Annotated in this window: 22 protein-coding genes; 17 read left to right on the top strand and 5 right to left on the bottom strand. The window is 65.1% G+C overall.

Annotated features, from left to right (window positions below):
* Positions 1 to 2: 2 nt before the first annotated feature.
* Complete coding sequence (locus RYH74_RS19975; protein ID WP_013972524.1) at positions 3 to 425, top strand: anti-virulence regulator CigR family protein; 423 nt, start codon at positions 3 to 5, stop codon at positions 423 to 425.
* A gap of 484 nt (positions 426 to 909) precedes the next feature.
* On the opposite strand, the gene RYH74_RS19970 is transcribed toward RYH74_RS19975, so the two are convergent.
* Complete coding sequence (locus RYH74_RS19970) at positions 910 to 1,110, bottom strand: hypothetical protein (RefSeq protein ID WP_317409977.1); 201 nt, start codon at positions 1,108 to 1,110, stop codon at positions 910 to 912.
* Between the two features lie 134 nt (positions 1,111 to 1,244).
* Between RYH74_RS19970 and RYH74_RS19965 the strand changes: the two genes are divergently transcribed.
* Positions 1,245 to 1,604 carry a hypothetical protein gene (locus tag RYH74_RS19965; RefSeq protein WP_317409976.1) on the top strand — a complete coding sequence of 120 codons (360 nt, stop codon included), beginning with the start codon at positions 1,245 to 1,247 and terminating at the stop codon, positions 1,602 to 1,604.
* Position 1,605: 1 nt separating this feature from the next.
* On the opposite strand, the gene osmE is transcribed toward RYH74_RS19965, so the two are convergent.
* Complete coding sequence (osmE, locus tag RYH74_RS19960) at positions 1,606 to 1,962, bottom strand: osmotically-inducible lipoprotein OsmE (protein WP_137163844.1); 357 nt, start codon at positions 1,960 to 1,962, stop codon at positions 1,606 to 1,608.
* A gap of 81 nt (positions 1,963 to 2,043) precedes the next feature.
* Positions 2,044 to 3,279: an NADH:flavin oxidoreductase/NADH oxidase family protein gene (locus tag RYH74_RS19955; RefSeq protein WP_317409975.1), complete on the bottom strand. Its 1,236-nt coding sequence runs from the start codon at positions 3,277 to 3,279 to the stop codon at positions 2,044 to 2,046.
* 111 nt (positions 3,280 to 3,390) lie between these two features.
* Here RYH74_RS19955 and RYH74_RS19950 point away from each other — a divergent pair, with 111 nt between their 5' ends.
* Positions 3,391 to 3,810, top strand: coding sequence for a MerR family transcriptional regulator (locus RYH74_RS19950; RefSeq protein ID WP_075045139.1), 420 nt, complete (start codon positions 3,391 to 3,393; stop codon positions 3,808 to 3,810).
* A 151-nt stretch (positions 3,811 to 3,961) separates the two neighbouring features.
* Here RYH74_RS19950 and RYH74_RS19945 read toward each other — a convergent pair whose 3' ends face one another.
* A complete protein-coding gene (locus tag RYH74_RS19945) occupies positions 3,962 to 4,168 on the bottom strand; it encodes a hypothetical protein (protein WP_075045140.1) in 207 nt (68 codons plus the stop codon).
* A 229-nt stretch (positions 4,169 to 4,397) separates the two neighbouring features.
* Here RYH74_RS19945 and RYH74_RS19940 point away from each other — a divergent pair, with 229 nt between their 5' ends.
* From RYH74_RS19940 to RYH74_RS19910, 7 genes are all read left to right on the top strand, one after another.
* Positions 4,398 to 5,378, top strand: a complete 981-nt coding sequence (locus RYH74_RS19940) for a quinone oxidoreductase family protein (protein WP_013972529.1) — start codon at positions 4,398 to 4,400, stop codon at positions 5,376 to 5,378.
* 13 nt (positions 5,379 to 5,391) lie between these two features.
* Entirely contained in the window at positions 5,392 to 6,240 is an 849-nt protein-coding gene (locus RYH74_RS19935; protein WP_013972530.1) for a TauD/TfdA dioxygenase family protein, read from the top strand.
* 54 nt (positions 6,241 to 6,294) lie between these two features.
* The gene (locus tag RYH74_RS19930; protein ID WP_024087049.1) at positions 6,295 to 7,347 is read left to right on the top strand and encodes a 3-keto-5-aminohexanoate cleavage protein; all 1,053 of its coding nucleotides are present in this window, start codon (positions 6,295 to 6,297) and stop codon (positions 7,345 to 7,347) included.
* 220 nt (positions 7,348 to 7,567) lie between these two features.
* On the top strand, positions 7,568 to 8,884 hold the full coding sequence (locus RYH74_RS19925; protein ID WP_075045142.1) for an MFS transporter: 1,317 nt from the start codon (positions 7,568 to 7,570) through the stop codon (positions 8,882 to 8,884).
* On the top strand, positions 8,881 to 9,534 hold the full coding sequence (locus tag RYH74_RS19920; RefSeq protein ID WP_317409974.1) for a DsbA family protein: 654 nt from the start codon (positions 8,881 to 8,883) through the stop codon (positions 9,532 to 9,534). Before RYH74_RS19925 ends, RYH74_RS19920 begins: the two co-directional genes overlap by 4 nt.
* Positions 9,531 to 9,857, top strand: coding sequence for a Rieske (2Fe-2S) protein (locus tag RYH74_RS19915; protein WP_025338995.1), 327 nt, complete (start codon positions 9,531 to 9,533; stop codon positions 9,855 to 9,857). Before RYH74_RS19920 ends, RYH74_RS19915 begins: the two co-directional genes overlap by 4 nt.
* Positions 9,854 to 10,864 (top strand): YeiH family protein, encoded by a 1,011-nt coding sequence (locus RYH74_RS19910; protein WP_317409973.1) that lies wholly within the window; start codon positions 9,854 to 9,856, stop codon positions 10,862 to 10,864. The genes RYH74_RS19915 and RYH74_RS19910 overlap by 4 nt, the downstream gene beginning before the upstream one ends.
* 152 nt (positions 10,865 to 11,016) lie before the next feature.
* On the opposite strand, the gene RYH74_RS19905 is transcribed toward RYH74_RS19910, so the two are convergent.
* The gene (locus RYH74_RS19905; protein WP_075045146.1) at positions 11,017 to 12,075 is read right to left on the bottom strand and encodes an AraC family transcriptional regulator; all 1,059 of its coding nucleotides are present in this window, start codon (positions 12,073 to 12,075) and stop codon (positions 11,017 to 11,019) included.
* Positions 12,076 to 12,282: 207 nt separating this feature from the next.
* Here RYH74_RS19905 and RYH74_RS19900 point away from each other — a divergent pair, with 207 nt between their 5' ends.
* The 7 genes from RYH74_RS19900 to RYH74_RS19870 all read left to right on the top strand — a co-directional run bounded on the left by RYH74_RS19900 (position 12,283) and on the right by RYH74_RS19870 (position 23,290).
* Positions 12,283 to 12,861 carry an RBBP9/YdeN family alpha/beta hydrolase gene (locus RYH74_RS19900; RefSeq protein ID WP_075045147.1) on the top strand — a complete coding sequence of 193 codons (579 nt, stop codon included), beginning with the start codon at positions 12,283 to 12,285 and terminating at the stop codon, positions 12,859 to 12,861.
* Positions 12,862 to 12,935: 74 nt separating this feature from the next.
* On the top strand, positions 12,936 to 14,891 hold the full coding sequence (locus RYH74_RS19895) for a DUF1302 domain-containing protein (protein ID WP_075045148.1): 1,956 nt from the start codon (positions 12,936 to 12,938) through the stop codon (positions 14,889 to 14,891).
* Between the two features lie 38 nt (positions 14,892 to 14,929).
* Positions 14,930 to 16,288, top strand: a complete 1,359-nt coding sequence (locus tag RYH74_RS19890) for a DUF1329 domain-containing protein (RefSeq protein ID WP_317409972.1) — start codon at positions 14,930 to 14,932, stop codon at positions 16,286 to 16,288.
* A gap of 21 nt (positions 16,289 to 16,309) precedes the next feature.
* The gene (locus RYH74_RS19885; RefSeq protein ID WP_317409971.1) at positions 16,310 to 17,305 is read left to right on the top strand and encodes a WD40/YVTN/BNR-like repeat-containing protein; all 996 of its coding nucleotides are present in this window, start codon (positions 16,310 to 16,312) and stop codon (positions 17,303 to 17,305) included.
* 15 nt (positions 17,306 to 17,320) lie between these two features.
* Positions 17,321 to 19,867 (top strand): efflux RND transporter permease subunit, encoded by a 2,547-nt coding sequence (locus RYH74_RS19880; protein ID WP_317409970.1) that lies wholly within the window; start codon positions 17,321 to 17,323, stop codon positions 19,865 to 19,867.
* The gene (locus tag RYH74_RS19875; protein WP_317409969.1) at positions 19,860 to 21,638 is read left to right on the top strand and encodes an acyl-CoA dehydrogenase C-terminal domain-containing protein; all 1,779 of its coding nucleotides are present in this window, start codon (positions 19,860 to 19,862) and stop codon (positions 21,636 to 21,638) included. The genes RYH74_RS19880 and RYH74_RS19875 overlap by 8 nt, the downstream gene beginning before the upstream one ends.
* Positions 21,639 to 21,649: 11 nt before the next feature.
* Positions 21,650 to 23,290: a fatty acid--CoA ligase gene (locus RYH74_RS19870; protein WP_317409968.1), complete on the top strand. Its 1,641-nt coding sequence runs from the start codon at positions 21,650 to 21,652 to the stop codon at positions 23,288 to 23,290.
* The last annotated feature ends 152 nt before the right edge of the window (positions 23,291 to 23,442 follow it).

Raw genomic sequence — 23,442 nt, 5'->3', positions numbered from 1 at the left:
CTATGGCAAAGCGTCGATGGGCAGTTATCGCTACCTCGATCGCGCTGGCGGTGGGGCCGGCGCTTACTTATGCCGACCCGGGTAATGGTAAAGGGCAGGGCCACGGCAAGGACAAGGGCCAGCATGGTCAAGGTCACGGGGGCTCGTATGGTGGGCCGTCGATAAACCGTGGTGATGTGCTTGGCATTCTTGACGGGCACCGCAGCTACTGGAGCGCAGGGCCGGCGCTGCCCCCGGGCATTCAGAAGAACCTGGCCCGTGGCAAACCACTGCCGCCGGGTATCGCCAAGAAGCTGGATGGCAGGCTGCTGGGGCAACTGCCTCATTACGATGGCTATGAATGGATGCAGGCGGGTGCGGACCTGATCCTGGTGGCAGTTGCTACGGGGATCATCTACGAGGTATTGAACGGCGCGCTGGATTGACGTCAGGCGCAGGTGTCAGCGAGCGCCCCCGGCAGGTGACGCGGTGGTTGGCACCGGCTACGCCGGTGTTCGCGGGCACGCCCGCTCCCACAGGGACAGCGCATTCTTTCGGCAGGTGGGGTCCTTGTGGGAGCGGGCATGCCCGCGAAGCAGGCGACGCGGTGGCTGGCACCGGCTGCGCCGGTGTTCGCGGGTAAACCCGCTCCCACAGGGACAGCGCATTCCTTCGGCAGGTGGGGTCATTGTGGGAGCGGGCATGCCCGCGAAGCAGGCGACGCGGTGGCTGGCACCGGCTGCGCCGGTGTTCGCGGGCGCGCCCGCTCCCACAGGGACAGCGCATTCTTTCAGCAAGTGGGGTCCTTGTGGGAGCGGTGCATTCTTTCGGCTGATGGGGTCCCTGTGGGAGCGGGTTCACCCGCGAAGCAGGCGACGCGGTGGCTGATACCGGCTGCGCCTGTTCTCGATAGCGCCCGTTCCCCCAGAATCAGGAGTTTTCCTGCACGTTCAGCACTGAACCCTTATCGTCCGTCGCCAGCAAGCCGCTGGAGTGCATGCCTTCCGTTCGCAGTTCGGCGAGTGGCACATCTGTAATACGGAAAATGCTGCGACCTTGTTCACCAACCGTCAGAGAGATCAGTTTTCCATTCTGATAGAAGAGTTGCATTCTGTTGGTGTTCTTTTGCATGGTTAGTGCTCCGAAGGCTATTGGCAGATGCACTTTCCCAGCCTTCACTCACCCAGGCCACTGGCAGAAATATCAGTTGCGGCCCGTGCAGCGAGACTTTGGTTGATTGGTAAGCCAATACAACCCCCGTTAGAATGCAGCGTGTTCTTGATGGCCAATTGCAAATGTCTACGTTCCGTATCGTTCTCTCCGCTGTACTGGTCACCGGCCTTGCCGGCTGCGCAACCCCTGGCAAACCCACTGCCAGCAAACTGACCCACAAATCGCCCCAGCAGTACGCCGCCTGCGTACTGCCCAAGTGGCAAGCGCTGGCGCCACAGGCCACGCAGAAATCGATCGCCCACGGCTACCGGTTGACGGCTCCCAGCGCCGTGGCATCCGATGATGTATTGGACGTAGTCGATTCCCGCGAGGGCAGCCGCGCGACCTTCTACAAGGGCAGCTTCCTGTCTGGCGACAAATTGCGCCAGGCTGCCAGGGAATGCCTGGACTGACTCAGTAACCCGATCCGCTAGAGCCGCCCATGCTGGGCAGGCGGGCCCTGCGCTGGGCATTGCTCCACTCGGCGCAGGTCATGAAAGCGGTATTGTCCACTTTGCCGGTGCCGTCGAAACTCACGCTGTAGGGTTGCCGGTTGTCGGCTTTGGTCAACATGTAGTCGAAACAGGTACCGGGCACCACGGTGCGTTCGGTCTCGGCAGCGGGCTTGCCGCCGATCTGCATGACCTGGTCTCTGCTCATGCCGTTGGCGACTTTCGCCACCAGCGGCTGGTCGTGGTACAGCGCGGAGTTGGACGAGCAGGCAGAAAGCGCTGCCAGTGCAAGGATCAGCGCGTGAAAGGGTTTGTTCATGGCAGTGCTCCGGTAGAGGACGCCGATGAAGGCAGGTGCTCCCCGCGCGAATGTGTGACCCCTGGCTCTGCGATCACACCATCAATCCGCTCGGCTTTTCATCATACGCCTGTACTGCCGCACCCGCAGTAACGTGCAGCCTTGCTCCAGCAACAAGGCGCGCAAGGGCGACGCATGCGCCTTGGGCCGGCTGCCGGCAGCCAGGCGGCGCATCTGCAATTTCACCAGGGCCATGTAGGCCAGTGCGGCAAAGGCCTTGCGCTTCCAGCGAATGGGCTGCAGTTCGGCGGTTGCCGTCGGCTCGCCGTGCTGCCAGCGCCGGGGCAGGGCAGGCTCGACTGCCAACGCCGTGGCAATCCCCGCCATGGCCACACCGCTGGCCAGCACCTGCTCGACCACCGGCAACCGCCGGATACCGCCGGTGACCATCACCGGCATCTTCGCGATGGCGGCTATTTCCCGGGCAAACTCCAGGAAGTAGGCCTCGCGAGCCAGGGTGCGCCCATCGCGGGCATCACCCTGCATCGCCGGTGCCTCATAGCTGCCGCCCGACAGCTCCACCAGGTCCACCGGCAATTCATTCAGCCACAGCACTACCTGGCGCGCATCCGCCGGTTCGAAACCGCCGCGCTGGAAATCCGCCGAATTCAGTTTCACTGCCACGGCGAAACCGGGCGAAACCACGTCACGCACGGCCTTGACCACCTCCAGCAGCAACCGCGCGCGATTTTCCAGGCTGCCACCCCAGCGATCCTGGCGCTGGTTGCTCAGAGGCGAAAGAAACTGGCTCAGCAGGTAACCGTGGGCAGCGTGAATCTGTACGCCACTGAAACCAGCTTCTTCAGCCAGCGCCGCAGTGCGGGCAAAGCGCTGGATCAACGCGCCGATCTCGGCTTCGTCCAGTGCCTTGGGCAAGGGGAACAGCTTGGACAAACCGCCCATGTCCAGGGCAATGGCCGAAGGCGCCACGGTGGGCTGGCCGAGGTTGGCCTGCATCTGTCGGCCCGGGTGGTTGATCTGCATCCAGAACTGCGCGCCGTGGGCGCGGCCGATGCGCGCCCAGTCGCGAAAACGTTGCAGTGGCTGGCTGGCATCGAGCATCACGCCACCCGGGCCGGTCATGGCGCCAGGGTCGACCATCACGTTACCGGTCAGCAACAGCCCGGCACCGCCCTCGGCCCAAGCCTGGTAAAGGCGCAGCAGCTGGTCGGAAGGGGTCTGGTCCGGGTTGGCCAGGTTTTCCTCCATCGCCGCCTTGGCGATGCGGTTGGGGATGACACTGCCATTGGGCAGGTGCAGGGGTTGGAACGGCGTCATGGCGATCTCCGCAAAGGGTTGCCACGCATCGGTTTTTGCGCGCGTGGGCTAGGTTCGGGAGAAGGCTAAGGTTAAAGTCAGCTTTAAGGTCAAGAGGGGAATGCTGCCGCAATGAAAATTGGTGAACTGGCGCGACGCACGGGGCTTAGTGCATCGCGTATCCGCTTTTACGAAGCCAGCGGACTGATTACTGCGCGCCGCCTGGGCAATGGTTACCGGGATTACCCGGAGCAGGTGGTGCGGGCGCTGGAGGTCATCACCTGCGGCCAGCAGGCCGGGTTCAGCCTGGAAGAAATGCGCAAACTCACCGACGCCTCCGGGGCTGCGGCGGGTGGGCATGATCTATTGCTGGGCAGCCTCAAGCGCAAGGTGGCGGAGATCGAAGCGATGCAGCAGCGGCTGGCGCACAACCGCGCGCAATTGCTGGCGGTTATTGCGGGCATGGAAGACAAGCCGCAGGGGATGGATTGCGAGGAGAATGCCCAGCGCCTGATTGCCGGTTGGCAGCAGGGCGAGGCCACGAACAAGTGACCCCCTGTGGGAGCGGCCTTGTGTCGCGAAAGGGCCGCAAAGCGGCCCCGGCAATTTGAGTGTTGACGCTGAAATCTCGGGGGCGCTGCGCACCCCTTTCGCGACACAAGGCCGCTCCCACAGGGATCGAGTAAGGCTATTGCTTGCGCGATCAGCCTGCATCACCGCGCTTGTTCAGCTGCTCGCACTGCATCAGTGCATCCGTCCTGCTTGGATAACTGGGCTTGAGCCGCTCCTTCGCTTGGTTATCGTAAATGTCGAAACCCCCACAAACGGTAGCGGCGTAATAGCGGCTACCCACGCGGAACGACTCCTTTTCGATCGGCACAGCGGGAACGATAACGAATCTTGGTTGCATTTTTCGTGCCTCCCCAGGCAGAGACTTAAGTATTAGTCTGGCCATGGATAACCATCAAGGAGACTCATGAATAAAACACGGTTTTCGTGATCGGCAGGTCGCCACCCGCACTGTCATCAAATGAAAACCCGCTGTCGTCCGATGCGAAGCACCCCGCACCCCAAGGGCATAAAGTCCAATCACCCAGAACTGACGCCATGCGTCCAGATCGATGATTGGAGAGACAAGCATGTCCAAAGTCGTACGTTTCCATCAGACCGGTGGCCCCGAGGTGCTGCGCTACGAGGACGCCGAGGTCGGTGAGCCCGGCCCGGGGCAGGTGCGCTTGCGCCAGGTGGCGGTGGGCCTGAACTACGCCGATACCTATTTCCGCAACGGCACCTACCCGATCCCGCTGCCCAATGGCATCGGCGTGGAAGCGGCCGGCGTGGTCGAGGCGCTGGGCGAGGGCGTGACCCAGGTGGCGGTCGGTGACCGGGTCACCTACACCGGCTTCCTCAACACCCTGGGCGCTTATTGCACCGAGCGCCTGATCCCTGCCGCCGCGCTGATCAAGTTGCCGGATACCATCGCCTTCGAAACCGCCGCCGCCATGACCATGCGCGGCCTGACCTCCGCCTACCTGCTGCGTCGGCTCCATGACTTCAAACCCGGCGACAGCGTGCTGCTGCATGCTGCCGCTGGCGGGGTCGGCCTGATCGTCGCGCAGTGGGCGCAGCTGCTGGGGCTGAACGTGATCGGCACGGTGTCCACCGAGGCCAAGGCTGAAGTGGCTCGCGCCCATGGCTGCAACCACGTCATCAACTACAGCGTCGAGGACGTTGCCACGCGCGTGCGTGAGCTGACCGACGGGGTAGGGGTGAACGTGGTGTTCGACAGCGTTGGCAAGAACACCTTCATGGGCTCGCTCGATTCGCTCAAGCGCCGCGGCCTGATGGTTTGCGTCGGCACGGCGTCAGGCACCATCCCGCCGTTCGACCCGCAGTTGCTGGCGATCAAGGGCTCGCTGCAGCTCACCCGCCCGGCTCTGGCCGACTTCATCGCCGACCCGGCGGAAAAGGCCGACCTGGCCGGCGAGCTGTTCGATCACGTCGGCAGCGGGCGCATCCGTATCGAGATCAACCAGCACTACGCACTGCAGGATGCCGTCCAGGCCCACCGTGACCTGGAAGCGCGCAAGACCACCGGCTCGTCGATCTTCGTCATCTGAAGAGGGCAACAGCATGCACATCGAACAACTGACCTGCGCGATCGGTGCCGAGGTAAGTGGGGTCAACCTGGCCGACGCGATCCACGACGACGACCTGTTCGCCCAGCTTCGCGCGCAGTTGCTCCGGCACCGTGTGCTGTTCCTGCGCGACCAGCACTTCAGCCGCGCCGAACACGTGGCGTTCGCCCGCCGCTTCGGCGACCTGGAGGACCACCCGGTGGCCGGCAGCGACCCGGAGCATCCGGGCCTGGTACAGATCTACAAGCGCCCGGACCAGCCCAACGACCGCTATGAAAATGCCTGGCACACCGACGCCACCTGGCGCGAGGCCCCGCCGATGGGCTGTGTGCTGCGCTGCATCGAATGCCCGCCCGTGGGCGGCGACACGATGTGGGCGAACATGGTGCTGGCCTATGAAAACCTGCCAGGCGATGTGAAGGCCAAGATCGAAGGCCTGCGCGCCCGTCACAGCATCGAGGCCAGCTTTGGCGCCGCCATGCCGCTGGAAAAGCGCCTGGCGCTGAAGGCGCAGTTCCCCGATGCCGAGCACCCGGTGGTGCGCACCCACCCGGAAACCGGCGAGCAGGTGCTGTTCGTCAACGCCTTCACCACCCATTTCAGCAATTACCACACCCCGCAGCGGGTGCGCTTCGGGCAGGACGCCAACCCCGGTGCCAGCGACCTGCTGCGTTACCTGATCAGCCAGGCCTACCTGCCGGAGTACCAGGTGCGCTGGCGTTGGAAGCCCAACAGCGTGGCGATCTGGGACAACCGCAGCACCCAGCACTACGCCGTCATGGACTACCCGCCGTGCCACCGCAAGATGGAGCGCGCCGGGATCAAGGGCAGCCCCACGTTCTGAGTTCGTCGCCGTCGCTGGCGGCAACCGCACAATAACAATAGCGAGGACTACAGCATGCAATTCTTCGACGATTCGTTGCACCCGGAAAACATGGAAAAGGTGGTGATCACCGTGGCCCCCTATGGCCCGGAGTGGATGCCCGAAGACTTCCCTGAAGACATTCCCCTGACCATGGACGAGCAGGTGCAGAAGGCCGTCGACTGCTTTGATGCAGGTGCCACCGTACTGCACCTGCACGTGCGCGAACTGGACGGCAAGGGCTCCAAGCGCCTGTCCAAGTTCAACGAGTTGATAGCCGGGGTGCGCGAAGCGGTGCCGGACATGATCATCCAGGTTGGCGGGTCGATTTCCTTTGCCCCGGAAAGCGAAGGCGAGGCGGCCAAGTGGCTGTCGGACGACACCCGGCACATGCTCGCCGAGCTGACGCCGCGCCCCGACCAGGTGACCGTGGCCATCAACACCACGCAGATGAACATCATGGAGTTGCTGTACCCCGAGTACCTGGAAGGTACCTCGCTGGCCAGCCCGGCGATTCATGCCGCCTACAGCGAGATGACCGTGCCGGCCGGCCCGGCCTGGGTCCGCGAGCACCTGCGCCGCCTGCAGGCCAGCAACATCCAGCCGCATTTCCAGCTGACCGGCATGCATGCCCTGGAGACGCTCGAGCGCATCGTCCGCCGCGGTGACTACATGGGCCCGCTGAACCTGACCTGGATCGGCATTGGCGGCGGTTTCGACGGCCCCAACCCGTTCAACTTCTTCAACTTCATCCACCGCGCGCCGGACGGTTGCACCCTGACCGCCGAATCGTTGCTGAAGAACGTGCTGCCGTTCAACACCATGGCCCTGGCCATGGGCCTGCACCCACGCTGCGGCAACGAAGACACCATCATCGACCAGCATGGCAAGCGCTTCACCTCGGTGCAGCAGATCCAGCAGACCGTGCGTGTGGCCCATGAACTGGGCCGCGAGATTGCCAGCGGCAAGGAAGCACGCGCCATTTATCGCATCGGGCAGCAGTACGACAGCATCGAGCAGACCCTCGAGGCCAACGGCATGGCGCCGAATCGCCAGCCGGGTGTGAAGGGCGTGCCGCAGCGCGGTTGATACAGCAGGGTGCCACGGTCCTGATGCTTTTTGTGGGAGCGGCCTTGTGTCGCGAAAGGGCTGCGGAGCAGCCCCAGCAATTACTGCTCTGTCGCTGATTTCTGGGGCTGCTCCGCAGCCCTTTCGCGACACAAGGCCGCTCCCACAGCGACCGAGCAAGGTTTTGCAGTAGTTCATAACAACAAGAACAACCTCACGCCCTACACCCCAAGGAGGCAACATGGCCACCTATCTCGCCAGTGCCGAAGATTCCGGCACCGACACCGCCCACAGCGTCCCCCGGCGCTATGCCTGGGTGGTCTTCGCCCTGACCTTTGGGCTGTTGATCTCCGACTACATGTCGCGCCAGGTGCTCAACGCGGTGTTCCCGCTGCTCAAGGGCGAATGGGCGTTGAGCGACAGCCAGCTCGGCCTGCTCAGCGGTATCGTCGCGCTGATGGTCGGCCTGCTGACCTTCCCGCTGTCGCTGCTGGCCGACCGCTTCGGCCGGGTGCGCAGCCTGGTGCTGATGGCAGTACTGTGGAGCCTGGCCACCCTCGGCTGCGCCCTGGCGGAAAACTACCCGCAAATGTTCGTCGCGCGGTTTCTGGTCGGGGTAGGCGAGGCGGCCTACGGCAGTGTCGGCATCGCCGTGGTGGTCGCCGTGTTCCCCCGTGACATGCGCTCGACCCTGGCCGGCGCGTTCATGGCCGGTGGCATGTTCGGCTCGGTGCTGGGCATGGCCCTGGGCGGTGTACTGGCCCAGCACCTGGGCTGGCGCTGGGCATTCGCCGGCATGGCGCTGTTCGGCCTGGTGCTGGCGATGTTGTACCCGCTGATCGTCAAGGAGGCGCGTATTGCGCCTAAATGCGCGCAGCAGTCGCAAGGCAAGGCCGGCCGCCCGCTGCGCACCCTGTACAGCAGCCGTTCGGTCATCGCGGCCTACGTCGGCAGCGGGCTGCAGCTGTTCGTCGGCGGCACCGTGATCGTGTGGATGCCCAGCTACCTGAACCGCTATTACGCCATGGGCACCGACCGCGCCGGGGCTATTGCGGCAGTCATCGTGCTGTGCAGCGGCATCGGCATGATCCTCTGCGCCATGCTCTGTGACCGCCTCGGGCGGCAGCGCCCGGACCGCAAGATCAGCCTGGCCATCGCCTACTGCCTGGGCAGCTGCGCGTTGTTGTCCCTCGCTTTCGCGCTGCCAGCCGGCACCGCCCAACTGGTGCTGATCTGCCTGGGCATGATGATCGCCGCCGGCACCAACGGCCCGTCCAGTGCCATGGTCGCCAACCTCACCCACGCCTCGGTGCACGGCACCGCGTTTGCCACCCTGACCCTGGCCAACAACCTGTTGGGCCTGGCCACCGGGCCGCTGATCACCGGGCGCGTTTCCGACCTGATCGGCCTGCATGCCGCCTTCCAGCTGGTGCCGCTGATGAGCATCGGCGCAGCGGCGGTGTTTTTCCTCGCCAAACGTCATTACCACCGCGACATGGACCGTCTGCACGCACCGGCACACGACGCTGCCGACGCACCCCGGGAGTTGAAACCGTGAAACAGCTGTTGTCCGTCGAAGTGTTCTTCGATTTCGTCTGCCCGTGGTGCCTGATTGGCCAGCGGCACCTGCAGGCCGCCCTGTTGCTGTTGCAGCGCGAACAGCCGCAAGTGCAGGTACAACTGCAATGGCGAGGTGTGCAGTTGTTGCCTGGCTTGCCAGCCGGTGGCGTGCCGTTCCATGCCTTCTATCTGCAACGCCTAGGCAGCGAGGAGGCGGTACGCGAGCGCCAGGCCCAGGTGCGCGCCGCTGCCCGTGTGGTAGGCGAGGACATCGACTTCTCGCGTATTCGCCGCATGCCCAACACCGGCAATGCCCATCGGCTGCTGCAGCGGGCTGCCCAGTTGCTCGAAGCAGCGCAACTGGAAGCCTTGCTGGCGCAGCTGTTCATCGCCTATTTCCACCAGGGCCGCGATCTGGGGGATAGCCGCACCTTGCTCGACATCGCCCAATGTTGCGGGCTGGATACCGCGCAGGTGGTCGACTGCCTGCGTGACGACGGCAGCCCGTTCCTCGATGGGGCCGGGCGCGCTGGCAGTGCCGTGCCGCGCTTCCGTTTCAATCAGGGGCCGCTCGTTGCGGGTGCGCAGCCTGCCGAGGTGCTGTATGCGGCCATGACCGAAGCGCTGCAAGAGGTTGAGAAGGCATGACCCGGCGCATTGCATTGGCCCCCCATCAGGTGCCGGAACGTGACGGCCGTGTGCTGTTGGCCTGCGAAGGGCGCAGCGTGGCGCTGTTCAACGTTGCCGACTCGCTCTATGCCATCGAAGACAGCTGCCCGCACCAGGGCGCGTCGTTGTGCGGCGGCCGGCTGGAAGGCCGTGTCATCCAGTGCTGCGCGCATGGCCTGCGCTTTGACCTGGCCAGTGGCTACCTGGTCAATTCCAGGGCCTTGAAAGTTGCCAGCTACCCGGTCGAGCAGCAGGGCGGGCAGGTCTACATCGTGTTTGACAGTGAGGAGGCGGGGCAATGAATGCACTGGCACTTGGCGCTACCCATCAGCGTATCCGCACCCTTGCCCCGGGGGTGGTGGTCAGCCTTGTGGTCGGTGCGGCCGCCAGTTTCCTCGGTGAGCATTACGCGGCCCCGGTCATGCTGTTTGCCTTGCTATTGGGGATGGCGCTGAACTTTCTCGCGGTCGACGGCCCCTGCAAGGCCGGTATCGAGTTCACCGCCCGCACGGTACTGCGCCTGGGCGTGGCGCTGCTTGGCATGCGCATCACCCTGGACCAGATCGCCAGCCTGGGCTGGAAGCCCGTGGCCCTGGTCGTGACCCTGGTGGTGGTGACCATCCTGGTCTCGGTGGTGGTGGCCAAGGTGCTGGGGTTTTCACGGCTGTTCGGCATGCTTACCGGCGGTGCCACGGCCATTTGCGGTGCCTCGGCGGCGCTGGCGCTGGCAGCTGCCTTGCCGCAGCACCCGCGCAAGGAGCATGCAACGCTGTTCACCGTGATCGGCGTGTCGGCGCTATCGACCCTGGCGATGATCCTCTACCCGATGATTGCCCAGTGGCTGCACCTGTCCCCAGCGCAGGCCGGGGTCTTCCTCGGTGCGACCATCCACGATGTGGCGCAGGTGGTGGGGGCGGGCTACAGCATGTCTACCGAGACCGGCGATATCGCCACGGTGGTCAAGCTGATGCGGGTGGCCATGCTGTTGCCGGTCATTGTCTGCGCAGCCATGATCACCCGGCGCCAGGGCCTCGAGGCAGGCGGGCAGCGGCCACCCTTGCTGCCATGGTTCGCGGTCGGCTTCCTGCTGCTGGCGTGCGTCAACAGCACAGGCTGGGTACCCGCCACAGTGCAAGGCGGTATCAACGACCTGTCGCGTGGCTGCCTGGTGGTGGCGATCAGTGCCCTGGGCATGAAAACCCAACTCAAGGCGCTGGCCTCGGTCGGGCTGAAACCCATTGCGTTGATGGTGGGGGAGAGCGTGTTTCTTGTGCTTTTGGTGCTGGCGTTGATGCACTGGGGCCTTTAGAAAGTGACCGTGGGTGACAACACTCCGCGGCGCCTGCTTCGCGGGCATGCCCGCTCCCACAGGGCCCGCGCTGGGTCGAGGGTTTGTACCATACCTGTTCTGGCCTCATCGCCGGCAAGCCAGCTCCCACAGGGATAGCGCATGGCTTGAGGTCAATACGGTCGAGGTGGGAGCTGGCTTGCCGGCGATGGGCTGCATGGCAGCCCCAATGGGCCAGCCCGCTGTGCCCGCCAACTGGCCGGCGGCATGCCGAACTGGGCGATGAACCAGCGGGTGAACGAGCTGGGCATCGAATAACCCAGCATGTCGGCGATACGCCCCAGCGAATAGCCGGGGTTTTCCAGGTAGCGCATCACCAGGTCACGGCGCACGCTGTTGATCAGGTCCTTGAAGGTCAACCCGCTTTCTTCCAGGCGCCGCTGCAGGGTGCGCACGTTCATGCCCTGGGTCTGTGCCACCTGCTCGATGGTGGCGCGGCCCATGGGCAGCAGCAGGTAGATGGTCTTGCGCAACTCCAGCTCCAGGGACGGCGTGCCGCCCGCCGGCAGGCTGTCCAGATAGCGCTGCGCCAGGCGCGCCATGGCCTCGTTGGCCTGCGGGCTGGCGCTGTCGAGGTCGGCGGCCGGGCAGACGATACCGTTGAACTCGCTGCCGAACACCAGCGTGCAGCCGAAAATGCGCCGGTGGGTGGCCAGGTCGGCGGGAGGCGCGTGAGTGAAGTTGGCGCTGATCGGGTGCCAATGCGCACCTAGCAGCGCCGCGCACAGGCGCATCATCACGCCGATCGCCAGTTCGGTGGCCTGGCGGCTGCAGGGCGCGCGTTCGTTGATCACTTCCTCGCGGATGACCACGGTCTTGCCGGCTTCCTCGATATGAATGGCCAGGGCGTCATTGAGCAAGTGACGGTACTGCACGATCACCTGCAGCGCATCACGCAGGGTGCGTTGGTGGCTGAGCAGCAGGCTGATTTCGCCGAAGTCCGATAGTTGCCGCAACTCGGCCATGCGCAGGCCGAAACTTTCGCAACGGGTGGCGCTGGCGGAGGCCTCCAGCAAGGTGATGACGCTGGCAACCGGGATACGCCGGTTGGGGTCATCGAGCAACGCGGCGCTGAGGCCAACCTGTGCCAACAGTGCATGGGGATTGAGGCCCAGGTGGCGGGACACCTCAAGGTAATTGGTCAAGCTGGCGGCACGGACTAGGGCAGGCATCTTTGGTTGTTTTCCATGCGGTTTCTTGTTGTTGGGTATGCCGACATGCGTTTTGTGTTTTATAGCCTGCGTGTCATGAATTGAAAAGCAAAGCCCTGCCTTGGCCATTGTCATCAAATGAAAAGCCCCTGACGCCCAATGTGAAGCACCCGGTGGGTGGGCTGTTTACTGTGAACCTCAAGAGCTACACCGCACACGAGGTTCACCGTGGAAAAACTGCAAACCACTGCCACCGTGCTGATCGTCCCCGGCCTGCGCGACCATGTCGCCGAACACTGGCAGACCCTGCTCGCAGGCCGCCTGGCCAAGGTGCGCAGCGTACCGCCGCTGCAAGTCGACGGCCTGAGCTGCACGGCCCGGGTCGAGGCGATCCAGCGCGAACTGGACCAGATCGATGGTGAAGTGATCCTGGTAGCGCACAGCGCAGGCGTGCTGATGGTCGCCCACTGGGCGGCGCGCTACCGGCGGCCGATCAAGGGTGCATTGCTGGCGGCGCCGCCCGACCTGAACGCGCCATGGCCGGCCCACTACCCAAGCCCGGCCAGCCTGGCCGAGCACGGCTGGTCGCCATTGCCCCAGCAGCCGCTGCCGTTCCCCAGCATTGTCGCGGCCAGCAGCAACGACCACCTGGCCAGCTTTGCCGCAGCCAGCGCCCTGGCCCAAGGCTGGGGTAGCGAACTGGTTGCACTGGGGGCCGTCGGCCACCTCAACCCGGCCTCCGGCTTCGGCCCCTGGCCGCAGGCCGAGGCGTTCATCCAGCGACTGGACCAGCCCAACCTGCAATAGCGCATGGACGCCCCAGCCACGCTCGCAAAAGACGGGCGGCGAAAAAAACAATAACAATACGTGGAGCCATCGTAATGCCAGAACACCGCATTCACCGTGCTGTGAAACCACAGCGCTGCCTGCTCGCCTGCGCCATCGGCCTGCTCACGCTGCCCGCCGCCCAGGCGTTCGAAGTCGATACCGGAAATGAAAACTGGGCCGTGCGCTTCGACAACACCGTCAAGTACAACTACGGCGTACGCACCGAAAGCGCCGACACGCGCATGCTGGGCACGCCCAACAGCAACGACGGTGACTACAACTTCCGCAAGGCCGGCACCAACATCACCAACCGGGTCGACCTGCTGACCGAACTGGACGTGGTCTACCAGGGCAACACCGGGTTCCGCGTCAGCACCGCCAGCTGGTACGACAAGGCCTATGACAACACCGGCTCCAATAGCAACCCGTTCGTCAACGGCAACGGTGACCAGTCCGGCATCAACCCCAGCCTCAATGGCCTGCCCGGCACCGGTGTGCCGCTGGGCAGCCCGCACCTGAGCAACTACGCCCAGCGTTACTACAGCGGCCCGTCCGGTGAAGTGCTGGATGCCTTCGTGTTCTTCAGCCGTGAAGTCGGCGAGGCCTCGCAGGTCAGCGCCAAGCTGGGCCAGCACAACCTGTTCTGGGGTGAAACCCTGCTCAACCCGGTGCACTCGCTGAGCTACGGCCAGTCGGGCCTCGACCTGGCCAAGCTGGCCGCATCGCCGGGCACCGAGGCCAAGGAGCTGTTCGTGCCGCGCAACCAGCTGTCGACCTCGTTCCTGGTCAACTCCGAACTGACCCTGGGCGCCCAGTACTTCTTCGACTGGGACGCCGCCCGCCTGCCCGAAGCCGGTACCTACTACGGCGGCTCGGACGTGGTAGGCGAGGGCGCCCAAAGCTTCCTGCTCGGCCACACCGGTACCCCGGGGCTGATCCCGGTACGCGGCGCGCTGACCACCATCCGCCGTGGCCATGACCTGAACCCGGGCAAGAGCGGCGACTGGGGCATCATGGCCAAGTGGTCGCCCGAGTGGCTGGGCGGCACCCTCGGCTTCTACTACCGCAAGACCTCCGAGATCCTCCCGCAGGCCTGGCTCGACGCGCGCGGCATGACCGTCGCCAACGGCCCGTTCGGCAACCCGCCGGGCAGCCGCCAAGGCGCAGTCGGCAACCTGTACAACTCGCTGCAAAGCACAACCTACCAGTTCGCCTACTCCGACGACATCGACATCTATGGCCTGAGCCTGTCCAAGGATGTGGGTGGCATCAGTGTCGGCAGCGACCTGAACATCCGCCACAACATGCCGCTGGCGAGCATCCCGGCAATCGTCAGCGCCCCCGGCCAGGGTGGCCTGGGCGGCGGCTTCGGCCTGCTGCCGGCACGCCTGCCCAGCAGTGGGGTGATCTACGACGTGCCCAAGGATGGCGACGGCCTGAGCGCCACCGGCGACACCCTGCACTGGACCTTGAACGGCCTGATGACCATTGGCGATACGCCGCTGTTCGATTCGGCAACCCTGCTTGGCGAGCTGTTCTACAGCAACCTGCTCAAGCTCGATAGCCACAACGAGGCCTTGTACAAGGGCAAGAGCAGCTACCGCGGCATCGACAAGGCCACCCGCGACAACTGGGGCATCGCCGTCAACTTCACCCCTACCTGGTACCAAGTGCTGCCGGGCATGGACCTGAGCATGCCGCTGTCGGTCAACGTCGGCCTCGACGGCGTGTCGCCGGTGCAGGGCGGTGGCGCCGAGAACACCGGCAACTATGCGGTGGGCGTGAGCGCCGCGATCTACAACCAGTACTTCGTCGACCTCAAGTACGTCGACAGCTTCGGTGAGACCAAGGCCTGCAAGGACGGCCAGACCGACGGCAGCACCCCCAACGCCCTGGACGGCGAACAGGATTACACCTGCTACGGCGGCGGCTACGCCTCCTTCTCCGGCAGTGGTGCCACCACCGAGGACCGTGGCGCCCTGTACCTGACCGTCAAGACGACCTTCTGAGTCATGTTTCCTACAGCCTACACAGGAAGACAACCATCATGAATTTCGTACGTACCCTGCTGGCCTCGTGCCTGTCACTGGCCGCCCTGAACGCTGCCCAGGCCGCCGTTTCCACTGACCAGGCCGCGCGCCTGGGCACCAGCCTGACCGTCATCGGCGCGGAAAAGGCCGGCAACGCCGATGGCTCGATCCCGGCCTACCAGGGCGGCCTGCTGACGCCACCAGCCAGCTACCAGAGCGGCGCCAGCATGCGCCCCGACCCGTTCGCCAGCGACAAGCCGCTGCTGGTCATCGATGGCAAGAACGCCGAGCAGTACAAGGGCCAACTGACCGCCACCACCCTGGAACTGCTCAAGCGCTACCCCAGCTACCGCGTCGATGTGTACCCGACCCACCGTAGCGTGGCGCTGCCGCAAGCGGTACTCGACAACACCCGCAAGAACGCCACTGCCGCCAACAGCAAGGAGGGCGGCACTGCGGTAGACAACGTGCTGCCGGGCATCCCGTTCCCCATTCCGCAGAACGGCGCCGAGGCCATGTGGAACTTCCTGCTGCGCTATCAGGGCGTGAGCATGACTGCCAAGTACGACTCTTGGAACGTCGACGCTGCTGGCAAACCATCGCTGTCGACCACCGGCCAGGCCAATATCAGCTACCCGATCTACGAAGACATGACCAAGCCGATCGGTGCCAAGGACACCTACTACCAGATGAAGCTGGTATACACCGGGCCCGCACGCCGTGCCGGCGAAGCGATGATGCTGCGCGATGCCGCCAACCCGCTGGTGCAGCCACGCAGTGCCTGGCAGTACCTGCCGGGCCAGCGCCGGGTCAAGCTGGCGCCGAACCTGGCCTACGACACGCCCAACCCGGGCACCTCGGGTTCGGGTACCTACGATGACGTGTTCGTCTTCAACGGTGCGCTGGACCGCTACGACTGGACCCTGATCGGCAAGCAGGAAATGTACGTGCCGTACAACACCTACCAGCTGACCTACAACACCGACGTCAAGCAGGTGATCACCCCCAACCACCTGGCGCCGCAGTTCGTGCGCTGGGAGAAGCACCGGGTGTGGGTGGTGGAAGGCAAGCTCAAGGACGGTGCGCGCCATATCTACCACAAGCGCCGCTTCTACCTCGACGAAGACAGCTGGATCGCCCTGGCCTCGGACCAGTACGACGCCCGTGGCCAGCTGTACCGCGGCTCGTTCGCCTTCCTCACCCAGAGCTATGACAAGCAGACCCCGGACGCCACGCCGTTCATGATCTACGACCTGATCGGCGGCACCTACAACCTCAATGGCGTGGTCGGTGCCTACGGCGGCATCCGCTACATCGACCCGCTGTCGAAAACCCAGTGGTCGCCCGAGTCGCTGGCCGGCAACGGCATTCGCTGAACGCACGGAGCAGAGGTGGCAATGTCTGTCTTCAAACGATGCAGCGCGGTAGTTCTGGCTTTGGCCGCGCTGCAGGGCGCGGCCCAAGCTGCGCCCTTCACCGATGTGCTGGACCTGCCCGCCATGCCCAGCGCCCTGGTCGCCAGCAGCGCCTTGCGCGATGTAACCCTGGCCGGCCAGCGCCTGGTCGCGGTGGGCCCGCGCGGGCACATCCTGTACTCCGACGACCATGGCGCGCACTGGCAGCAGGCCCAGGTGCCGGTCAGCGCCGACCTTAATGCCGTGAGCTTCGCCACGCCCGAGCTGGGCTGGGCTGTTGGCCACGATGGCGTGGTGCTGCACAGCCGTGATGGCGGCGTGCACTGGCAGAAGCAGCTGGATGGCCGGGCGCTGGCCGAACAACTGCCGGGCACGGGTAGCGACAATGCCTTGCTCGACATTTGGTTCAGCGATGCCCGCAATGGCTATGCGGTCGGCGTGTTCAACCTGCTGTTGCGCACCGTTGATGGCGGCGAGCACTGGCAGCCCTGGCTCGACCACAGCGATAACCCGCAAGGCCTGCACCTGACCAGCCTGGCTGCGGCGGGTGACGAGCTGTACATCACCGGCGAGCAAGGCCTGTTGCTGAAGCGGGACGGTGAGCGCTTCAACCGTGTCGAGACGCCCTACGCCGGCACACTGTTCGGTGCTGTCGGCAAGCCTGGCGTACTGCTGGTCTACGGCCTGCGCGGGCATGCCTACCGCAGCACCGATGGCGGCCGGCAATGGCAACCGGTCAGCACGGGTGTGAACACCAGCCTCACCGCCGCCGGTGTCGACCGTGACGGCCAGCTATGGCTGGCCAGCCAGGCTGGCGACCTGCTGCTCAGCCGGGATGATGGCGCCAGCTTCAGCCCGGTGCCGCAAAGCGCCCGTGGCCCGGTGACCGCGCTCGCCACCGATACCGGCAACGGCCTGGTGCTGGTGGGTGAGCGGGGCGTGCGCAACCAGGCCGGTAACCCCACGCTGCACCCATAACAAGAGAAGACCCTGATGGCCGCTACCCGCCAAGACACCCTGCCGGTAATCCGCAACCTCGACGATTTCGACCCACGCTCGGGCAATTGCCTGGAGCGCCTGGTGTTCAACCATCGCCTGCCGTTCCTGCTGTGCATGCTGCTGGCGACCCTGGTGCTGGGCTACATGGCGCTGACCCGCCTGGAGCTGCGCCCCAGTTTCGACAAGATGCTGCCGCAGAGCCACCCCTACATCCAGAACTACCTGGAAAACCGCCCATCACTGCGTGGCTTGGGCAACGCGGTGCGGGTGGTGGTGGAGAACACCCAGGGCGACATCTTCGACCCGGGCTACCTGCAGACCCTGCGCCACATCAACGACGAGCTGTTCCTCAGCCAGGGCGTGGACCGGGCCTGGGTGAAGTCGCTGTGGAGCCCTGCGGTGCGCTGGACCGAGGTGACCGAGGAGGGCTTCCAGGGCGGCCCGGTGATGCCTGACGGCTACCAGGGCGCTGCGGGTGACATCGAGCAGCTGCGGCAGAACATCGAGCGCGCCAACATCGTCGGCAGCCTGGTGGCGCGCGACTTCAAGTCGAGCATGCTGGTCGTGCCCCTGCTCGACCAGGATTCGGCCACCGGCAAGGGCCTCGACTACCACGCCTTCTCGCAGAAACTCGAACAACTGCGCAGCCAGTACCAGGCCAGCGGCCAGTACCGCATCCATGTGATCGGCTTCGCCAAGCTGATGGGCGACCTGATCGACGGGCTGATCCAGGTGATGGCGTTCTTCGCCCTGGCGGTGCTGACCAGCCTGCTGATCATCTACTGCTACACCCGTTGCGTGCGCAGCACCCTGCTGGTGGTGCTGTGTTCGCTGACCGCGGTGGTGTGGCAGCTGGGCATCGTCGCCTGGCTGGGCTACGCCATCGACCCGTATTCGATCCTGGTGCCATTCCTGATCTTTGCCATCGGCGTATCCCACGCGGCGCAGAAGATGAACGGCATCCTCCAGGACATCGGCCGTGGAACCCACCGTCAGGTGGCAGCGCGCTATACCTTCCGCCGCCTGTTCGTGGCCGGGGTGACTGCGTTGCTGGCCGATGCGGTGGGCTTTGCCGTGCTGATGCTGATCGACATCCCGGTAATCCAGGACCTGGCGATCACCGCCAGCATCGGCGTGGCGGTGCTGATCTTCACCTCGCTGCTGCTGATGCCGGTGGCGCTGTCTTATGTTGGTGTTGGCCGCAAGGCTGCCGAGCGGGCCCTGGAAATTGATGCTCGTTGGGGCCGCTCTGCGGCCCTTCGCGGGCATGCCCGCTCCCACAGGGACGGCGCGATACCTGTGGGAGCGGGCATGCCCGCGAAGGGCTGCAACGCAGCCCCAATCAATCCATGGAGCCTGCTCGACCGCTTCACCGAACGCAAATGGGCCAGCGCCGCACTGCTGGTAGCGCTGGCCCTGGGCGCCCTCGGCATCTGGGGCAGCCTGCAACTGAAAATCGGCGACCTCGACAGCGGTGCCCCCGAGCTGCGCGCCGACTCCCGCTACAACCTCGACAACGCCTACATCACCCAGCACTACGCGCTGTCCAGCGATACCTTCGCGGTCATGGTCAAGACCGCTCCGGAAGGCTGCCTGCAATACCAGACACTGGTCCTTGCCGACCGCCTGGCCTGGGAGCTGCAGCAACTGCCGGGTGTGCAGACCACCGTGTCGCTGGCCAACGCAGTGCGCCAGATCACCGCCGGCACCTACGAAGGCAACCCGCGCCTGAACAGCCTGCAGCGCAACCAGGACGTGCTCAACTACGCTGCCCAGCAGGCTTCGGTCAACGCCCCAGAGTTGTTCAACAACGACTGCTCGCTGATGCCGGTAATCGCCTACCTCAAGGACCATCGCGCCGACACCCTGGCCCAGGTGGCCGCCGTGGCCGAGCGTTTTGCCCAGGCCAACAGCAGCGCCGAACAGCAGTTCCTGCTGGCCGCCGGCAGCGCCGGCATCGAGGCCGCCACCAACGTGGTGGTCCGCGAGGCCAACCACCGCATGCTGTTGCTGGTGTACCTGGCGGTCACGCTGTTCTGCCTGTTCACCTTCCGTAGCTGGCGCGCCACGCTGGTGGCGATCCTGCCGCTGATGCTCACCTCGGTGCTGTGCGAGGCGCTGATGGTAGCCATGGGCATTGGCGTCAAGGTCGCCACCTTGCCGGTGATCGCCCTGGGCGTAGGCATCGGCGTGGACTACGCGCTGTACCTGCTCAGCGTGCAACTGCACTACCAGCGCGCCGGGTTGAGCCTGGCCCAGGCCTACCAGAAAGCCGTGGCCTTCACCGGCCGGGTGGTCGGGCTGGTCGGCATCACCCTGGCAGCCGGTGTGGTCGGCTGGGCCTGGTCGCCGATCAAGTTCCAGGCCGACATGGGCCTGCTGCTGACCTTCATGTTCCTGTGGAACATGCTCGGCGCGTTGGTGTTGATCCCTGCGTTGTCGCATTTCCTCCTGCGTGGCCAGGCCGCCCCGGCACCTGCCGAGGCCCAGGCCACGTCGCTTCCGCAAACCCAAGAAACCGAGTGTTCGCCTCATGTCTGATTACCTTCCGCCACTGCGCGACATGGATTTTCTGTTCAACGAAGTGTTCGACATCCCGGCCTGGTGGGCGCAAACCCCCGCGCTGGCCGAGCAGGTCGATGGCGACACTGCCCGGGCCGTGCTCGAACAGGCCGGCCGGCTGATTGCCGAGGTGGTGGCGCCGCTCAATCGCAGTGGCGACGAGCAGGGCTGCCGCTGGGAGGCCGGCCAGGTACACACCCCCGATGGCTTCGCCGATGCCTACCGGGCATTTGCCGCAGATGGCTGGGTGGGTGTGGCTGGTGCCCCGGAATATGGGGGCATGGGCATGCCGAAAGTGATCGGTGCCCAGCTCGAAGAAATGCTCAATGCCGCCAACCTGTCGTTCGGCCTGTACCCGATGCTGACCGCCGGAGCCTGCCTGGCGCTGCTCAACCATGCCAGCGAGCCGTTGAAGGCGCTATACCTGCCGCCCATGTACCAAGGGCGCTGGACCGGTTCGATGTGCCTGACCGAGCCGCACGCTGGCACCGACCTGGGCCTGATTCGCACCCGCGCCGAGCCGGTTGCCGATGGCCGCTATCGCATCAGCGGGACCAAGATCTTCATCACTGGCGGTGAGCAGGACCTGACCGAGAACATCATCCACCTGGTGCTGGCGCGGCTGCCGGATGCGCCCGCCGGGCCCAAGGGCATCTCGCTGTTCCTGGTGCCCAAGGTGCTGGTTGACGCCGACGGCGTGCTGGGCGAGGCCAATGCGGTGAGTTGCGGGTCGATCGAGCACAAGATGGGCATCAAGGCCTCGGCCACCTGTGTGATGAACTTCGACGGCGCAATCGGCTACCTGGTCGGCGAGCCGAACAAGGGCCTCAACGCGATGTTCACCATGATGAACTACGAGCGCCTTGGCGTAGGTATCCAGGGCCTGGCCCTGGGCGAACGCTCCTACCAGGGTGCCATCGCCTACGCCCGTGATCGCCAGCAGGGCCGTGCGCCGACCGGCGCCGAAGCGCCGGGGCAAGGCGCGGACCCGATCGTCGTCCACCCGGACGTGCGGCGCATGCTGCTGACCATGAAAGCGCTGAACGAAGGCGGGCGGGCCTTCTCTACCTATGTGGCACTGCAGCTGGACCTGGCCAAATACAGCGAGGCCCCGGTCGCACGCGCCCAGGCCGAGGCCAGGGTGGCGTTGCTCACACCGGTGGCCAAGGCCTTCCTCACCGACATGGGGCTGGAAACCACCGTGCACGGGCAGCAGGTGCTGGGCGGCCATGGCTATATCCGCGAGTGGGGCCAGGAGCAGTTGATCCGCGACTGCCGCATCACCCAGATCTACGAGGGCACCAACGGCATCCAGGCCCTCGACCTGGTGGGGCGCAAACTGTTTGCCGATGGCGGCCAGGCCTATCGCAGCGTGTCCGACGAAATTACCGACTTTGCCGAGACGCTGCCCGCGGCGTGCGCCGAGTTCGGCGCGCCGCTGCTGGCTGCCGTGCGCAACCTCGACGAGCTGACCGCCTGGGTGCTCGAACGCGCCCAGGGCAACCCGCGCGAGCTTGGCGCGGCGGCGGTGGAGTACCTGCAGGTGTTTGGCTACACCTTCTACGCCTACCTGTGGGCACGCATGGCCGTGGTATGCCAGTGTCATGCGGCCCCCGAGCCGTTCCACCTGAGCAAGCTGGGCACCGCGCGGTTCTACTTTGCCCGCCTGCTGCCACGCATTCATTCGCTGAGCGCCAGCGTCAGGGCCGGTAGCGACAGCCTGTACCTGCTCGAGGCCGGGCAACTGTGAAGGCCGCCGACATGATCACCACTCGCGTCATGCCCGCGGCCGAGCAGGCTTACGCCTATCCGCTGCTGATCAAGCGCCTGCTGCTGTCGGGCGTGCGCTACCAGCCCAACCAGGAAATCGTCTATGCCGACAAGCTGCGCTACACCTACACCACGCTGCTCGAACGCATTCAGCGGCTGGCCAATGTGCTGACCGCCGCCGGGGTCAAGCCTGGCGACACCGTGGCCTTGCTCGACTGGGACAGCCACCGGGCGCTGGAGTGCTTCTTTGCCGTGCCGATGCTGGGTGCGGTGCTGCACACGGTGAACGTACGGCTGTCCACCGAGCAGGTGCGCTACACCATGAACCATGCCGAGGACCGCCTGGTCCTGGTACATGACGATTTCCTGCCGTTGATGGCGCAATTGCGCGATGACTTGCCGACGGTGGAGGGTTTCATTCGCCTCGGCGAAGGCGACCCCGCAACGCAAGATGTGCCGCTGCTGGGTGAGTACGAAGAACTGCTGGCGGCTGCCGAGCCGCAATTCGACTTCGCCGATTTCGACGAGCACTCACTGGCCACGCTGTTCTACACCAGCGGTACCACCGGTAACCCCAAGGGCGTGTACTTCAGCCACCGGCAACTGGTGCTGCATACCCTGGTCGAGCAGGGCACCCTGGCTGCCTGCGGCGAGGTGCCGCTACTGCGCAGCGGCGACGTGTACATGCCCATCACGCCGATGTTCCACGTGCATGCCTGGGGCGTGCCCTATGTGGCCACGGCGCTGGGTATCAAGCAGGTCTACCCCGGGCGCTACGAGCCCAACCGCCTGGTGCGCCTGTACCGTGATGAGGGCGTGACGTTCTCCCATTGCGTGCCCACGGTGCTGCAGATGATGCTCGACAGCGAAGAAGGGCGCCGCGCCGACCTGAGCGGCTGGAAGATGCTGCTGGGCGGCAGCGCCCTGACCCTGGGCCTGGCGCAGCGTGCCAGCGAGCGCGGCATCAGCGTGCATTGTGGCTACGGCATGTCGGAAAGCTGCCCACTGCTCAGCATCACCCACCTGAGCGCCGAGCTGCTGGCACTGCCCATGGCGCAACAGCTGCCGCTGCGTATCGATGCCGGCGTGCCGATTGCCCTGGTGGACCTGCGCATCGTCGACGCTGAAGGCATTGATGTGCCCCGTGACGGCGAAAGCCTGGGTGAAATCGTGGTGCGTGCACCGTGGCTGACCCAGGGCTACCTGCATGAGCCGGAGCAGGGGGCCGCGTTGTGGTTGGGGGGCTGGATGCATACCGGCGACCTGGCCTGCATCGACCCTGCGGGTGTGGTGCGTATTCGTGACCGGATCAAGGATGTGATCAAGACCGGAGGCGAGTGGGTCAGCTCGGTGGCGCTGGAAAACCTGATCAGCCAGCACCCGGCTGTCGCGTCGGTGGCGGTGATCGGCATCCCGGACCCGCAGTGGGGTGAGCAACCGTTGGCCTTGGTAGTCTGTTGTGACGGCATGCAGTTCGACCAGGCGGGATTGGCCGGGCATCTGCAGCCGTATGTCGACAGCGGGCACCTGAACAAATGGGCGATACCACGGCAGTTGCGTTGCGTGGACGAGATCCCCAAGACCAGCGTTGGCAAGATCGACAAGAAGCGAATCCGGCAGGCATTTCTCTGAATGCTGGCAGCACCGGCTGATGGGCACCTGTGGGCGCCGGCACCGCGGGGGATGGCACCGGCTGCGCCGGTGTTCGCGGGTAAACCCGCTCCCACAAGTACAGCAAATTTCTTCAGCTGGTGGGATCCCTGTGGGAGCGGGTTCACCCGCGA

This window comes from Pseudomonas sp. LSJ-87, from assembly GCF_032971465.1.
Lineage (GTDB): Bacteria > Pseudomonadota > Gammaproteobacteria > Pseudomonadales > Pseudomonadaceae > Aquipseudomonas > Aquipseudomonas putida_Z.
The sequence above is the reverse complement of the archived record's forward strand: the minus strand, read 5'-3'. Positions and strand labels throughout refer to the sequence as shown.